Genomic DNA, 12,794 nt, shown 5'->3' with positions numbered 1-12,794 from the left:
TCCTGAGGTGCCCGCGTCGGCGGTCCTCGAAGAAGAGCTCCAGGGATCGCGGCCGACTGGAGCCTCCTTCGAGGCTTCCGCTCCGGTACCCGAGGATGAGGGGGCAGTCGGGACCGGCCGGATCAGGACGATTCAGGACAGGCCCGTGACCGAGACCCCCCTGCGCGCAGCCCGCGCCCCCCGCGAGACTAAGGCTTCCGGCCTGGAGCCGCTGGCGGTGCTGCCCGTCTTCGTCCCCCTGCGCGGCAAGCGGGTGGTGCTCGCCGGCTCGTCCGGCGGCGCCCCCTGGAAGGTGAAGGTGCTAGCCGCCGCCGGCGCCCATGTCGACGTCTACGCGCCCGAGCCCGGCGAGGAGCTGCGCGCCGTGCCGGGCGAGATCGTCGACGGGCAGGTGGTCCTGCACGAACGCCCCTGGAGCCCGGACGATCTCTGGGGCGCGGCCTTCTGCATCGGCGCGATGGAGGACGAGGCCGAGTGCGTCGCCTTCGTGGCGGCCGCCCGCGGCGCCGGCGCCATCGTCAACGCGGTGGACCGGCCACACCTCTGCGACGTGAAGTTCGGCGCCATCGTCAACCGCTCGCCGCTCGTGGTCGGCATCTCGACCGAGGGCGCGGCCCCGGTCTTCGGGCAGACCGTGCGCGCCCGGATCGAGGCGATGCTGCCCCGCGGGTTCAGTCGCTGGGTCGCGGCCGCCCGCGACTGGCGCGACGGCGTCACGGCCCGCTTCCACGGCTTCGCCGACCGGCGGTTCTTCTGGGAGCGCTTCACCGACCGGGCCTTCGCGGAGCCCGACCGGGCGCCGTCGGACCGGGATCTCGCCGAGCTGCTCGGCGAGACCGAGGCCGCCCCGAAGGGCGGCGCCGTGACGCTGGTCGGGGCCGGCCCCGGCGACGCGGAGCTGCTCACGCTCAAGGCGCTGCGGGCGCTGCGCAACGCCGACGTCATCCTCTACGACGACCTCGTCGCGCCCGAGATCCTGGACTACGCCCGCCGCGAGGCCCGCACCATGCTGGTGGGCAAGACCGGCCACGGCCCGTCCTGCCGCCAGGACGACATCAACGCGTTGATGGTGCAGCTCGCCCGCTCCGGCAAGCAGGTGGTGCGGTTGAAATCCGGCGACCCGCTGGTCTTCGGCCGGGCCGGCGAGGAGATCGAGGCCTGCCGGGCCGCCGGCATCCCGGTGACCGTGGTGCCGGGCGTCTCGGCCGCGCAGGGTGCGGCGGCGTCCCTCGGCCTGTCCCTGACCCATCGCGACGCCGCGCGCCGGCTCCAGTTCGTCACCGGCCACGACCGCCGCGGGGCGCTGCCGGACGACCTGAACTGGGGCGCTCTCGCCGATCCGAGCGTCACCACGGTCGTCTACATGCCGAAGCGGACCCTGCGGGCCTTGCTGGCGCGCGCCGTGGAGGAGGGGCTGGCGCCCACGACTCCGGCGCTGCTGGTGTTCAACGCCACCCGCCCGAACCAGCAGGTCCTGCGCGGCACGGCCGCCGACCTCGCCGACCGGGTCGAGGCGGCGGGCCTCGACGGGCCGGCGCTGCTGATGGTGGGCGAGGCCTTCTCGGAGATGCGGGGCGCGCTCCCGGCCCAGGTGGAGCAGGCCCGCGTGGCGGTCTGAGGCCGATGACGCGGGCGCGGCGGGGGAGCTGCAGGTCAGCGGCTCCGGCGCGTCCGGCTGATCCGGATCAGGTCTCGCCGGCCACGAAGGCGCGCATCAGGTAGTTGGCGATCGCCATGGGCGGCGGCGCCAGGATCCCCTCGGGATGCGTTCCCGCCAGCATGGCCGCGACGTCGGCCCGGCTGAACCAGCGCGCATCCTCCAGCTCGCTGGGATCGGTCACGATAACCTCGTCGAGCGCCTCGGCGGCGCAACCCATCATCAGCGACGACGGGAACGGCCAGGGCTGCGACGTCCGGTAGGTGACGGCGCCGACGCGGATCTGCGTCTCCTCGAACACCTCGCGGCGCACCGCGTCCTCGATCGTCTCGCCGGGCTCCAGGAAGCCCGCGAGGCAGGAATACATGTGCGGGCGGAAATGCGGACCGCGGCCGAGCAGGCAGGTGTCGCCCCGGCGCACCAGCATGATCACCACCGGATCGACCCGGGGGAAATGGTGGGCGCTGCAACTCGGGCATTCCCGGCGGAAGCCGCCGGCCTTCGAGACGGTGGCGGTGCCGCAATTGGCGCAGAAGCCGTGGCGGGCGTGCCAGTCGAGCATGGACTTGGCCACGGCGAGCAGGCCGAGCTCCTCGGCCTCCACGGCGGAGTCGGTGGCGATCGACCTCAGGTCGAGGGTACGGGTCGGCCCCTCGGAGAAGCGCTCCGCGGCCTCGGCCGGCGCGGCGGCGGCGAAGACGGGCTGCCCGTCCCGGTGCCCGAGGAAGATGCGCGTCCCGCCGGCGAGGTCCGCCGCCTCCGCGACCGCGATCAGTGCGGTCTCCCCGCGCAGCACGATCCGGTCGCCGCAGATCAGCACGAGGCGGGCTTCGGGCGTGTCGAAGGCGGGCACCGCCTCCTCGGGCTGCTCGGCCGAGTGCCGGTCGAGGCGGTTTCGGACGAAGCCGAGGGTGTCGCGGGGATCGGTCATGCGAGGGTCAGGCCGCGGAGAAGAGGGCGCCGGCGCGCTCGAGGAGCTGGGCGCGGGCGTGGGGCGGGTAGGGCTTGCGGGTCTCGAACCCCCAGACCGGCCCCGGCCAGGCGGGATCCGACCGGAAGCGGCCGACCACGTGGACGTGGAGCTGCGACACTACGTTGCCCAGGGCGCCGACATTCACCTTGTCGGGCTTGGACAGGGCCTGCATCACCCCCGTGGTGAGGCGGATCTCCTTCCAGAGCGCCGCGGCATCGGTCTCGGAGAGGTCGGTGATCTCGGTGAGGTTCGGGCGGCGCGGCACTAGGATCAGCCACGGGAACCGGGCATCGTCCATCAGCAGCACGCGGCACAGGGCGAGGTCGCCCACTTCGGCGGTGTCAGCCGACAGGCGCGGGTCGAGGGTGAAGGCGGGCTCGGTCATCGCCGACCGGTGTAGCGCAGCTTCCGCGTCGGCGCGCGGGTTTGCTGCGCCGTCGGTGACGCAGCGGCCCGATCGGCTCAGAGACCCGGCACGACGCCCTGGCGGCCCACCGCGATCGTCCCCGCCATCAGCCCGCCGGCCTCGTCCGGGCGCGCGAAGATCGTCACGGCGGCGCCCCGCTGGAGCATCGCCTTCTCACCAGGCGAGAACTGCGTCACCGGCGTGTCGTCGGGGATCGCGAAGGACGATTGGCCGCCGTTATAGGCGAGGGTCAGACGCATCGGCGCGCCCCGCTGCACGTCGGCCACCCAGCCGGCGGTGAGGCGCGCGCCCTGCGCGGTGTCCCAGGGCTGGCTGCCGGCCTCGAACCCGCGCTCGGACGGAGAGTACAGGGTCACGGCGGTCGCCTGCCGCGGCTCGGAATCGGACGCACCGAGGACGCTGACGTAGCTCTCCGGCTTGATCGCCCGCAGGCTGGCGCCGTTCACCGCGTAGATGCGGGTCCGGGGGCCCATCCGCACGGCCAGGGTGCTGCCGCTGGTGCGGCGGATCTCCACGCGTTCCGAATCGGCCTGGACCACGGTGCCGCGGAACCGGACGGTCGCCGGCTCAGCGCGGGCGGCGGGGATGGTCGCGATCGCCAGAAGGCCGGCGAGGAAGAGACGTCTCACGGGGCTCTTCACGGGGCTCCTTTCCGAGCGTGTGGACAATGGGCGTGCCGTCCGGCTGCGGGACCCGAACGCCGGGGACCGGGCAGGGTTCCCGGCGCCGAAGGACGTGCGGTGCCGCAATCCGTCGGCCGGGTTCGCGGAGCGCTCAATGCGCCATCAGCACCGGCATGTCGGCGTGGGCGAGAACGTGGCTGGTGACGCCGCCGAAGATCATCTGGCGCAGGCGGCTCTGGGTGTAGGCGCCCTTGATCAGAAGATCGCAGCCGAACGCCTTCGCCTCCGCCAGAAAGGTCTCGCCGGGCACGCGCCGGCCGGCCGGCAGGGCCCGGTGCGACGCGTCCACACCCTCGCAGGCCAGGGCCTGGGCGAGGTCCTGCGCGGTCGGGCCCGGCACCATGCCGCCCTCGACGCTGAGCACGAGCACCCGCTCGGCCCGCCGCAGGAACGGCATCGCGAAAGCCACCGCCCGGGCGGTCTCGGTCGACCCGTTCCAGGCGATGACCACGGCGTCACCGAGGCTGGCCGGTGCCGTAGGCGGCGCCAGCAGGATCGGGCGGCCGCTCTCGAACAGGGCCGTCTCGAACGTGGTCATGCGCGGGGCGTTGTCGGTGGTGCCGGGACGCCCGACCACCGTTGCCGAGAACAGCCGCGCGTACTGCCCGAGGAACGCGTCGCCGGTGGGGACGTCCTGTCGCCAGCGGTAGCGCGGTCCGGCATCCGGCACCCGGTCCGGTATGCAGAGCCCGTCGCGGGCGTGCCGCGGGATGCCGGCGCCGTCCATGAAGGCCACGAAGCGGCCGCCCGCCTCCTCGGCCTCGGCCCGGTCGGCCTCCTCGTCGCGCAGCCACGTCATGCCGCCGACCATGTCGACCGGCACGTACTCGGCCAGCGCCGGGCGCAGGGACACGCCCTCGATCAGACTGCCGAAGCGCGTGGCCGCCAGCCGGGTCGTCTCGAAGACGGAGGGCAGGGCGTCGTGCATCGCGACGGGAACGAGCAGGGTCTTCATGCTGGCCTTCTCCTCGGGCAGGCGAGGCTAATCCTCCCGGCCGCGCGGTGGAACCGGGGCCGGCACGGCGCGCACACGGTTTTGCGGCGCGCCCGGATCGAGCCACCTCCGGAGGGCCCGGGTCAGGGGCCGCTCGACGAGGCGGTGGACCACGAGCGCGGCCGCGGCGCTGCCCGCGAGCATCAGCGCCATGCCGGCCCAGGGATGCAGGGCGGGGGCAAGGCCGAGCCGGAGCAGCGCCTCGCGCACGAGGCGCAGCGCGAACGGGTGCACGAGGTAGAGGGCGTAGGACGCGTCGCCGAGCGCGACGAGCCCGCGCACGGGGGACGGCAGCCGCGCGACCGCGGCCGCGTCGCGGGGTGGCCCGAGGGCGGCCGCCACCAGCAGGACGGCCGACCCGCCGACGAGGAGCGGGCGCAGGAACCCGTCGGCCTCGCCGAGACCCGCGAGCACCCGCGCGGCCAGGATCAGCCCCAGCACGCCCAGCACCGCGAGCCCGACCCGCAGGGGGAGGGCCGGCCGGAACCCCGCGCCCCAGGCGAGGGCGAGACCGGCGCCGGCGGCGAATTCGAGTACGATCGGATCCGACCAGAAGCGCAGCGGCACCGGCAGGCCCGGCACGAGGGCGCCGACCGCCACGAGGACGGCCAAGCTCCCGCACAGCCACGCGACGGCGCCGCGCCGCCCGAAGCCGAGACCCGCGGCGAAGAGTGCGTAGAAGGCCGCCTCGTAGTTCAGGGTCCAGCCGAGGCCGTAGAGCGGCTGGACGGTGCCGTCGGGGCGGGCCGCCGGCCAGAACAGGAAGCTCGCCGCGAGGGCGACCGGGTCGCGCACCAGCGCGGCGGCCTCGCCCAGGAGGTCCGGCCGCGCGAGCGCCAGGACGAGGTAGAGCAGGCTCACCAACCAGTAGAGGGGCACCACCCGGGCGACCCGGTGGGCGAGGAAGCGGGCGCGGCCGCCCGACCGGCCCGCGAGCCGGCCGCCGGCATGGACGATGACGAAGCCGGAGATCACGAAGAACAGGTCGACCCCGCCCCACCAGGGCAGCAGCGTCGCGGGATCGAGCGCCGGGCCGGCGCCCCGGTCAGCGAGGAGGCCCGCCTCGTGCCGCGCGTGGTGCCATGCCACCATGAGGGCGGCGGCGGCGCGGAGGATCTGGACGGCGACGACGATCACGGGCTGCCCGCGCGCGTCGCGCTTCGAGCCCTGCCCGACGGTGCGGCCGGAAGGACCCACCCGCCGAGGCCACCGTCCCGGACGAGCGCGATCGGCATCCTGCGGGATCCACCGAGAGGGCACGCGCGCCGGATTAGATCCGCTCGGGAACCGTATTGTCCGATGCGAAAACGGCAGGAACCATAAGCCGATAGCGTCGTTGACGGACCAATTCGCGAACCCGCCGGCTCCGAGTTGCCTGCGACGTCGTCTGCCGAGGCGTCCGTGCTGCACATGCGGCGTCCTTCCGCGGTTCGCGTGCCCATCTCGAACAGAGGTCCCGATGCTGAAGAACTACGCTGCCGCGTCCGCGCTCGTCCTGGCGCTGTCGACCCCGGCCATGGCCCAGAGCGCCAACGACTTCCGCATGCAGTCGATGCAGGCGAACGCCTTCGAGATCCAGTCCTCGCAGATCGCCCTGTCCAAGTCGCGCAACCCGCGCATCCGCTCCTACGCCCAGGAGGTGCTCCGTGACCACCGCGCCGCCAACGTCGCCCTGGCCGGCGGCCAGATGAACGGCGTCGCCGGCGATCCGGGCCTCGGTGGCCTGGTCACCGCCCCGATCGCGGTGGCGGGCAGCGCCGTGGGCGCCGGCGTCGGCGCGGCGACCGGCGTGGTCGGCGGCACCCTGGCGGGCGGCCCGGTCGGCGGCCTCGAGGGCGCGGGTGCCGGCGCGGCGCGCGGCGCCGCGGCGGGTGGCCAGATCGGCCGCGGCGACGTGATGGCGACCGGCGCCTCGACGATCGTCCCGCCGAACCCGGAGCAGCAGGCGATGCTGGCCCAGCTCTCGGCCGCCCCGGCCGGCGCCCGCTTCGACCGCCTGTACGCGTCGCAGCAGATCCAGGCCCATCAGATGACCATCGCGATGACCCAGGCCTACGCTCAGGGCGGCCCGAACCCGGCCCTGCGCAACTACGCCCAGCAGGCCCTGCCGGCCCTGCAGATGCACCTGCAGCAGGCCGAGCGTCTCCCGGGCGCCATGTAAGCGGCACGGACTTCGGCGGCCCGGCCTCGGCCGGGCCGAACGAGAAGGCGGCGGGCGCGAGCCCGCCGCCTTTCTCATGTCGATGGCTGTTCGAGCCAGGATGATCGCCGGCCGACCGCGGCGAACGACCTTCGCGGACGCGCCGCGCCGGCGCGTCCCAGCATCATCGGATCCGGGACCGGCCGACCGGTCCCGAATCTCAGCGCCCGCGCCGTGCGCTCACTCGCACGCGATGGCGGCGACGGAACGGACCGACTGGCCGGTCGTGTCGATCGGCGGCTTGAACTCGCCGGACTGCGGATCGCGCACCAGCAGGGAGCCGCTGGCCACGCCGAAATGCGCGCCGTGGATCTCGAGGCGGCCGTCGTCGACCCGCTCCTTCACGAACGGGAAGGTCAGCAGGTTCTCCATGCTCTGGACGACCACGGCATGTTCCAGCTTGGTCAGGTAGTTCGGCGCGGCGGGATCGCCGGCCTTGTCCTCGGCCTGACCCACGAGCGAGACCCACTTGCCGATGAAGTCGCCGGGCGAGAGCGGCTTCGCCTTGTTGGCCCAGGCCTTGATGCCGCCGCAGGTGGCATGCCCGAGGACGACGATGTGCTTCACCTCCAGGGCCTGGACGGCGAATTCCAGGGCCGCCGAGGTGCCGTGGTACTGGCCGTCCGGCTGGTAGACCGGCACGAGGTTGGCGACGTTGCGGATCGTGAAGAGCTCGCCCGGGCCGGCATTGAAGATCGCGCTCGGCGAGACCCGGCTGTCGCAGCAGCTGATGACCAGGATCTCCGGATTCTGCGTGGAGGCGAGCTGCGCGAAGCGCCGCCGCTCGGTCGGGAAGCGATCGAGGAGAAAGGACCGGTAGCCTTCGGTCAGGTAGACGGGGAACATAAAGTCGTCTCCAGTTAGACAATTCCGCGACTGCGGCAGTGAACTCAAAGTTCTCGCCAAGCAAGAACGCGCGGCTGGGCCGGAATAGTCCCGCGGGCGAGATCGGCCGCGAGATCGGCGAGCCCCGCCGGCTCGACGTGCTCGCCGCTGGCGCGCAACTCGTCGATCGGCCACCAGCGCGTCCCGATCAGGGGATTGTCCTCGGTCTCGGCGAGGCGGCTCGTGTCGACCCGGTCGTCGGGCAGGCGGACGAGGAAGTAGCGCTCGCGGGCGTCCCGCGCCTGTCGGAACAGGTGGAACGGGCCGTCGCAGGCGGCGACCTGCGGGCCGATTGCGACGTCGCCGCGGCCGATCTCCTCCTCGAGCTCCCGGCGGCAGGCGGTGACGTGGTCCTCGCCGGGCTCCAGGCCACCGCCGGGCATGAACCAGAACCGGAGCGGCGCGCCGTCCGGCCCTCTGGCATGAACCGACGTGTAGGCGATGAGCAGGATCCGATCCTGCGGATCGAGGACGATCGCGCGGGCGATGTGACGGACGGGCAGGGGGGTCGCGGCGCTCATGCAGCCAGAGCTAGAGCGCGCCCCGGGAACGGACACCGCTCGCGCGTCCCCCGGCGTGCATTACAGCACGTTGGGACGGGCGTCGCGGCCCGCTCATCGCCTGCGCGGTGTTTGCTCAGGACGGCGGGCGCGGCGCCGGCGCCCAGATCACCGCGGGAAGCCCGAAGGCGTCCCGCTCCGGCGGATCCGGCAGCGGCACGGCCCGTCCGAGGCGGATGTCGCGGGCGACCACCAGGGCGGCCAGAGCGTCGACATGGTCGTCCTCCGGAACGCCCTGGGTCCGGGACCGGATCAGCGCGTCCGGCAGGCCCGCCGCCGCGAGGAGGGCCCGCCGGAGGTCCAGCCCCTCCCGCGCGCGCTTGCCCTTCTTGGGCAGGCCGAGCGGCCGTCCGCCGTTGAGGGCGTGGAAGGCCACCTCGGGATGAACCTCGTGGACCCGCGCTCGCGCCTCCGGGCGCTCCCGCAGGAGCGTGTCGACCGCCCGGACGTAGCGGAAGATGTTGTAGCCCTGGATCGAGGGCGCGAAGGGCGGGTCGCTCGCGTCCCGCGAGGCGGCCTTCGCGGCCGCGTAGTCGGGGGCGTAGACCGCGCGCCGCGGCGGCATCGGGAACACCGAGGCCCGCGCCGGCCCGAGCCGGGCGCGGGCCGCCCGGTCGGCGGCGCGGCCGCCGCCGGTGATCCGCTCGGGCAGCCCGATCGGCACGTCGATCCCGACGATGCCGGGCCGCTCGGGCGCGTCGAGCAGCGCGGCGAGGTCCGGGAACAGGGCGCAGCGATGCCGGTCCGGATCGTCTAGGTCGAGTAGCGCGCCCGCCCAGGCGCCGCGGCAGCCGTCCAGTCCGGCGATCCAGCGCGCCATCCGATCCTCCCTCGCGCTCCGCGGCCGGCCTCCTTGCCGGTGTTCTTGCCGGCGTTCTTGCCGGGATGCGCGCGGAAAGCTATCCGCGTCGCCGCAGGCCGCCGCCGGCCCGGGAGAAGCGTGATGAGCGAGATCCGTCCCCGTCGCAGCGTCCTGGCGATGCCGGGCTCCAACGCCCGGGCGCTGGAGAAGGCGCGGTCGCTCCCCGCCGACGTGATCCTGATCGACCTCGAGGACGGCACCGCCCCCGGCGTGAAAGCGGCGGCCCGCGCTCAGGTCGCGGCCGCGGTGGCGGCGCGCGGCTTCGGGCCGCGCGAGGTCGTGGTCCGCATCAACCCGCCCGAGACCGAGGACGGCGAGGCGGACCTCGTGGCGCTCGCGCCGGCCGCGCCGGACGCGATCCTGGTGCCCAAGGTCCGCACCTCCGACACGCTGATCGCCGTCGGGTCCCGCCTGCGCCGGCTCGGCGCGCCGCTGGCGACGCGGGTCTGGGCGATGATCGAGATGCCGATGGCGGTGGTGAACGCCGCCGAGATCGCCGGCGCGGCCCGGGACGTGGACGGGCGGCTCGCCGCCCTGGTGATCGGCCCCAACGACCTTCTGAAAGCTTCCCGGATCCGGCCGCCGGGACGGGCGGCCCTGATCCCCTGGCTTATGAATGTCCTGGCCGCCGCCCGGGCCTACGAGATCGAGGCGATCGACGGCGTCTTCACCGACCTCAACGACCCGGCCGGGTTCGAGGCGGAATGCGCGCAGGGCCGCGACCTCGGCTTCGACGGCAAGATGCTGATCCACCCGACCCAGATCGGCCCGGCCAACGCCGCCTTCGGGCCAGATGCCGAGGAGATCGCGCAGGCGCGCCGGCTGATGGCCGTGTTCGACGCGCCGGAGAACCGCGAGCGCGGGGTCATCGCGGTGGACGGCAAGATGGTCGAGCGCCTCCACGTCGAGGCCGCCCGGCGCACGCTCGCCATGGCCGAGGCAATCGCGCGGCTCTCCGCGTGAGCGACCTGCCGGAGGTCGGCCTGCGGCTGCTCGACCCGCGGCTGCCGGGCTGGGGCTTCCCCCGCTGGGGCTCGTCGGCCGCGGCCGGACTCGACCTGCACGCCTGCCTCGACGCACCGCTGATCCTACCGCCCCAGGGCAAGCCGACCTTGATCCCGGCCGGCTTCAGCGTGCTGATCCGCGACCCGGCCTGGTGCGGCCTGATCTTCCCCCGCTCGGGCCGCGGACACCGGGACGGTCTGGTGCTCGGCAACGGCACCGGTGTGATCGACGCGGATTACGAGGGTCCGCTGCTGGTCTCCGCCTGGAATCGCGACGCATCCGAGCCCGTGCGGGTCGAGCCGGGCGAGCGGATCGCGCAGCTCGTCTTCACGCGGATCACGCGGCCGGCGCTGACTGTGCTGGAGGGCGCGCTCGGCCCCGGCTCGGAGCGGGGCGCGGGCGGGTTCGGGTCGAGCGGGCGCTAGCGCGCCCTCCGTCATCACAAGCGGAGCGAAGTGACCCAGGGCAACGCGACATTGCCAGGCGTGGCGCTGCCTGGATTGCTTCGCTCCGCTCGCAAAGACGGCGGGGCCGACGCCATCAACCAGAACGCGGATGACGACAGGAGCTCGGCGCCGCCCCTGAGTCCAGCGTCTTGCCGAGCCGCCCGGCCAGGTCCTGGATGAACTGGAACGCGGTCCGGCCCGAGCGCGAGCCGCGGGTGGTGGCCCATTCCAGGGATTCGGCGCGCAGCTGGTCCGGCGGCACGGCGAGGCCGTAGCGGTCGGCGTAGGCGCGGATCATCGCTAGGTACTCGTCCTGGCTGCACTTGTGGAAGCCGAGCCACAGGCCGAACCTGTCCGAGAGCGAGACCTTCTCCTCCACGGCCTCGCCGGGGTTGATCGCGGTCGAGCGCTCGTTCTCCACCATGTCGCGGGCGAGGAGGTGGCGCCGGTTCGAGGTGGCGTAGAACAGCACGTTCCCCGGACGCCCCTCGATGCCGCCGTCGAGCGCCGTCTTGAGCGACTTGTACGAGGTGTCGTCGGCGTCGAAGGAGAGGTCGTCGCAGTAGACGAGCCAGCGGTGCGGGTCCGGCCGCAGCAGGGCCATCAGGTCCGGCAGCGCCTCGATGTCCTCGCGGTGGATCTCCACGAGCTTCATCGGCAGGCTGCCGGCGGGCCGCCGGGCGTTGATCTCGGCGTGGGCCGCCTTGACCAGCGAGGACTTGCCCATGCCGCGGGCGCCCCACAGCAGGGCGTTGTTGGCCGGCAGGCCGCGGGCGAAGCGCTCGGTGTTCTCCACCAGGGTGTCGCGCGCCCGGTCGATGCCGGTGAGCAGGCCCATCTCCACCCGGGCGACCTGCGGCACCGGGGTCAGCCGGCGCTCGGGCCCCCACAGGAAGGCGTCGGCGGCGCTCGGGTTGAAGGCCGGCGGGGCGGCGGGCGCGGCCCGCTCCAGCGCGGTGGCGATGCGCTCCAGGAGCGGCATCAGGGTGTCGAGGGTCGCGGGGCTCGTCATCGGATCGGGGGGTTCGCGTGCGGGTCGGTCGGGCGGCCGGTTCTACGGGGAAGATTCGGGGAAATCATCTGGATCCGGACGCATGGCGCGGTCCTCCCGAACGCGAACCGCGATCGGGCGTTGGTATACCCGGCAGGTCGCGCCGACACGTCCGCCGGGGAGCATCGATGGAAGCCGAACCGACGATCCGGATCACCCAGGTCGCGGATTACGTCTTCACCGTCGATTTCAGCGCCGCCCTGCCGGCGCTCCGCACCGACGAGGCGCCGCCGATCGGCGGCGGGACCGGGCCGTTCCCCGAGCAGCTCCTGATCTCCGGGGTCGCGAACTGCCTCTGCGCCAGTTTGGTCTTCGCCCTGGGCAAGTTCCGCCAGGACGCGCGCGGCGTCGCGGCCGAGGCGTCCTGCCGGGTGGAGCGCAACGCCGAGGGGCGGCTGCGCGTCACCGGGATCGGCGTCCACATCCAGCTCGGGGCGGCCGCCGCCGACATGCCGCGGATCGACCGGGTGCTGGAGCAGTTCGAGCGGTTCTGCACCGTCTCGGAGAGCGTGAAGGCCGGGATCCCGGTCGCCGTCTCGGTGGCCGACCGCGACGGCACGCGCCTGAAATGACCGGCGCGCCGGGGACAAATCGGCCGCCCGGCGCATTGCCACACCATCAACCGGCCGCCGAAGCCGGACGAGGAGACGCCATGACGGATCACACGCGAGAGCCCGCCCGCGCCCCCGAGGACCTGGCCGCCCTGTTCAACCGACGCGCCAATTCCGGCGACGTCGAGGGCCTCGTCGCCCTCTACGAGCCCGACGCGGTGCTGGCGGCGGGCCGCGTCGTCGCCACAGGCCACGCCGAGATCCGGACCTTCTACGCCGACCTGCTGGCGCGCAAATCCGACTTCCCGGCGCCGGAGACGCCGCCGCCCCTGCGCAACGGCGGGCTGGCCATGACCTTCGCGCGGCTGCCCAACGGCGCGTTCTCGGTGGAGGTCGCCCGCGAGCAGCCGGACGGGGCGTGGCTCTGGGCGATCGACCAGCTCAAGCTGGCGCCGCCGAAGGGCTGACGGCCGGCTCGGGCGCTCCCGCGCGCTTGTCCC

The 12,794-nt window shown here is 73.7% G+C and carries 15 protein-coding genes; 6 read left to right on the top strand and 9 right to left on the bottom strand.

The annotated features are described in order from the left end of the window. Positions 1-145 precede the first annotated feature (145 nt). Complete coding sequence (gene cysG, locus BM314_RS16985; protein ID WP_091979133.1) at positions 146-1,618, top strand: siroheme synthase CysG; 1,473 nt, start codon at positions 146-148, stop codon at positions 1,616-1,618. 67 nt (positions 1,619-1,685) lie between these two features. Here the strand turns inward: cysG and nudC are convergent, their stop codons facing one another. The 5 genes from nudC to BM314_RS16960 form a co-directional block, all read right to left on the bottom strand. Beyond that, positions 1,686-2,588 carry an NAD(+) diphosphatase gene (gene nudC / locus BM314_RS16980; protein WP_020094187.1) on the bottom strand — a complete coding sequence of 301 codons (903 nt, stop codon included), beginning with the start codon at positions 2,586-2,588 and terminating at the stop codon, positions 1,686-1,688. Between the two features lie 7 nt (positions 2,589-2,595). Next, positions 2,596-3,015, bottom strand: coding sequence for an HIT domain-containing protein (locus BM314_RS16975; protein ID WP_020094188.1), 420 nt, complete (start codon positions 3,013-3,015; stop codon positions 2,596-2,598). A gap of 77 nt (positions 3,016-3,092) precedes the next feature. Further along, positions 3,093-3,686 carry a hypothetical protein gene (locus tag BM314_RS16970; protein ID WP_244539963.1) on the bottom strand — a complete coding sequence of 198 codons (594 nt, stop codon included), beginning with the start codon at positions 3,684-3,686 and terminating at the stop codon, positions 3,093-3,095. Between the two features lie 145 nt (positions 3,687-3,831). After that, on the bottom strand, positions 3,832-4,695 hold the full coding sequence (locus tag BM314_RS16965; RefSeq protein WP_020094190.1) for a universal stress protein: 864 nt from the start codon (positions 4,693-4,695) through the stop codon (positions 3,832-3,834). A gap of 27 nt (positions 4,696-4,722) precedes the next feature. Then, entirely contained in the window at positions 4,723-5,871 is a 1,149-nt protein-coding gene (locus BM314_RS16960) for an acyltransferase family protein (protein ID WP_091979218.1), read from the bottom strand. A gap of 322 nt (positions 5,872-6,193) precedes the next feature. Here BM314_RS16960 and BM314_RS16955 point away from each other — a divergent pair, with 322 nt between their 5' ends. After that, positions 6,194-6,895 (top strand): DUF4142 domain-containing protein, encoded by a 702-nt coding sequence (locus BM314_RS16955; RefSeq protein ID WP_020094192.1) that lies wholly within the window; start codon positions 6,194-6,196, stop codon positions 6,893-6,895. A 219-nt stretch (positions 6,896-7,114) separates the two neighbouring features. On the opposite strand, the gene BM314_RS16950 is transcribed toward BM314_RS16955, so the two are convergent. The 3 genes from BM314_RS16950 to BM314_RS16940 all read right to left on the bottom strand — a co-directional run bounded on the left by BM314_RS16950 (position 7,115) and on the right by BM314_RS16940 (position 9,199). Beyond that, positions 7,115-7,780, bottom strand: a complete 666-nt coding sequence (locus tag BM314_RS16950; protein ID WP_020094193.1) for a carbonic anhydrase — start codon at positions 7,778-7,780, stop codon at positions 7,115-7,117. A 44-nt stretch (positions 7,781-7,824) separates the two neighbouring features. Continuing rightward, positions 7,825-8,340, bottom strand: a complete 516-nt coding sequence (locus BM314_RS16945; protein ID WP_091979129.1) for an NUDIX hydrolase — start codon at positions 8,338-8,340, stop codon at positions 7,825-7,827. 115 nt (positions 8,341-8,455) lie between these two features. Beyond that, complete coding sequence (locus BM314_RS16940; protein WP_091979127.1) at positions 8,456-9,199, bottom strand: DUF429 domain-containing protein; 744 nt, start codon at positions 9,197-9,199, stop codon at positions 8,456-8,458. Positions 9,200-9,322: 123 nt separating this feature from the next. On the opposite strand from BM314_RS16940, the gene BM314_RS16935 reads away from it, so the two are divergent. Together BM314_RS16935 and dut are read left to right on the top strand one after the other, a co-directional pair. After that, positions 9,323-10,204: an HpcH/HpaI aldolase/citrate lyase family protein gene (locus BM314_RS16935; RefSeq protein WP_091979125.1), complete on the top strand. Its 882-nt coding sequence runs from the start codon at positions 9,323-9,325 to the stop codon at positions 10,202-10,204. After that, positions 10,201-10,671 carry a dUTP diphosphatase gene (gene dut, locus BM314_RS16930; RefSeq protein WP_091979124.1) on the top strand — a complete coding sequence of 157 codons (471 nt, stop codon included), beginning with the start codon at positions 10,201-10,203 and terminating at the stop codon, positions 10,669-10,671. Before BM314_RS16935 ends, dut begins: the two co-directional genes overlap by 4 nt. Before the next feature lie 115 nt (positions 10,672-10,786). On the opposite strand, the gene BM314_RS16925 is transcribed toward dut, so the two are convergent. Further along, a complete protein-coding gene (locus tag BM314_RS16925) occupies positions 10,787-11,704 on the bottom strand; it encodes an ATP-binding protein (protein ID WP_091979122.1) in 918 nt (305 codons plus the stop codon). Between the two features lie 167 nt (positions 11,705-11,871). Here BM314_RS16925 and BM314_RS16920 point away from each other — a divergent pair, with 167 nt between their 5' ends. Then, complete coding sequence (locus tag BM314_RS16920; RefSeq protein ID WP_091979120.1) at positions 11,872-12,315, top strand: OsmC family protein; 444 nt, start codon at positions 11,872-11,874, stop codon at positions 12,313-12,315. Positions 12,316-12,395: 80 nt separating this feature from the next. Next, a complete protein-coding gene (locus tag BM314_RS16915) occupies positions 12,396-12,761 on the top strand; it encodes a YybH family protein (protein ID WP_091979119.1) in 366 nt (121 codons plus the stop codon). Positions 12,762-12,794 lie beyond the last annotated feature (33 nt).

The organism is Methylobacterium sp. 13MFTsu3.1M2, assembly GCF_900112625.1.
Lineage (GTDB): Bacteria > Pseudomonadota > Alphaproteobacteria > Rhizobiales > Beijerinckiaceae > Methylobacterium.
Note: the sequence above shows the minus strand (reverse complement) of the source record. Positions and strands in the feature narration are given on the sequence as shown.

Coding starts and splice junctions, on each gene's coding strand:
- nudC (WP_020094187.1), bottom strand. CDS start 2,588: ATGACCGATCCCCGCGACACCCTCGGCTTCGTCCGAAACCGCCTCGAC.
- BM314_RS16975 (WP_020094188.1), bottom strand. CDS start 3,015: ATGACCGAGCCCGCCTTCACCCTCGACCCGCGCCTGTCGGCTGACACC.
- BM314_RS16965 (WP_020094190.1), bottom strand. CDS start 4,695: ATGAAGACCCTGCTCGTTCCCGTCGCGATGCACGACGCCCTGCCCTCC.
- BM314_RS16955 (WP_020094192.1), top strand. CDS start 6,194: ATGCTGAAGAACTACGCTGCCGCGTCCGCGCTCGTCCTGGCGCTGTCG.
- BM314_RS16950 (WP_020094193.1), bottom strand. CDS start 7,780: ATGTTCCCCGTCTACCTGACCGAAGGCTACCGGTCCTTTCTCCTCGAT.
- BM314_RS16945 (WP_091979129.1), bottom strand. CDS start 8,340: ATGAGCGCCGCGACCCCCCTGCCCGTCCGTCACATCGCCCGCGCGATC.
- BM314_RS16940 (WP_091979127.1), bottom strand. CDS start 9,199: ATGGCGCGCTGGATCGCCGGACTGGACGGCTGCCGCGGCGCCTGGGCG.
- BM314_RS16935 (WP_091979125.1), top strand. CDS start 9,323: ATGAGCGAGATCCGTCCCCGTCGCAGCGTCCTGGCGATGCCGGGCTCC.
- BM314_RS16925 (WP_091979122.1), bottom strand. CDS start 11,704: ATGACGAGCCCCGCGACCCTCGACACCCTGATGCCGCTCCTGGAGCGC.
- BM314_RS16920 (WP_091979120.1), top strand. CDS start 11,872: ATGGAAGCCGAACCGACGATCCGGATCACCCAGGTCGCGGATTACGTC.
- BM314_RS16915 (WP_091979119.1), top strand. CDS start 12,396: ATGACGGATCACACGCGAGAGCCCGCCCGCGCCCCCGAGGACCTGGCC.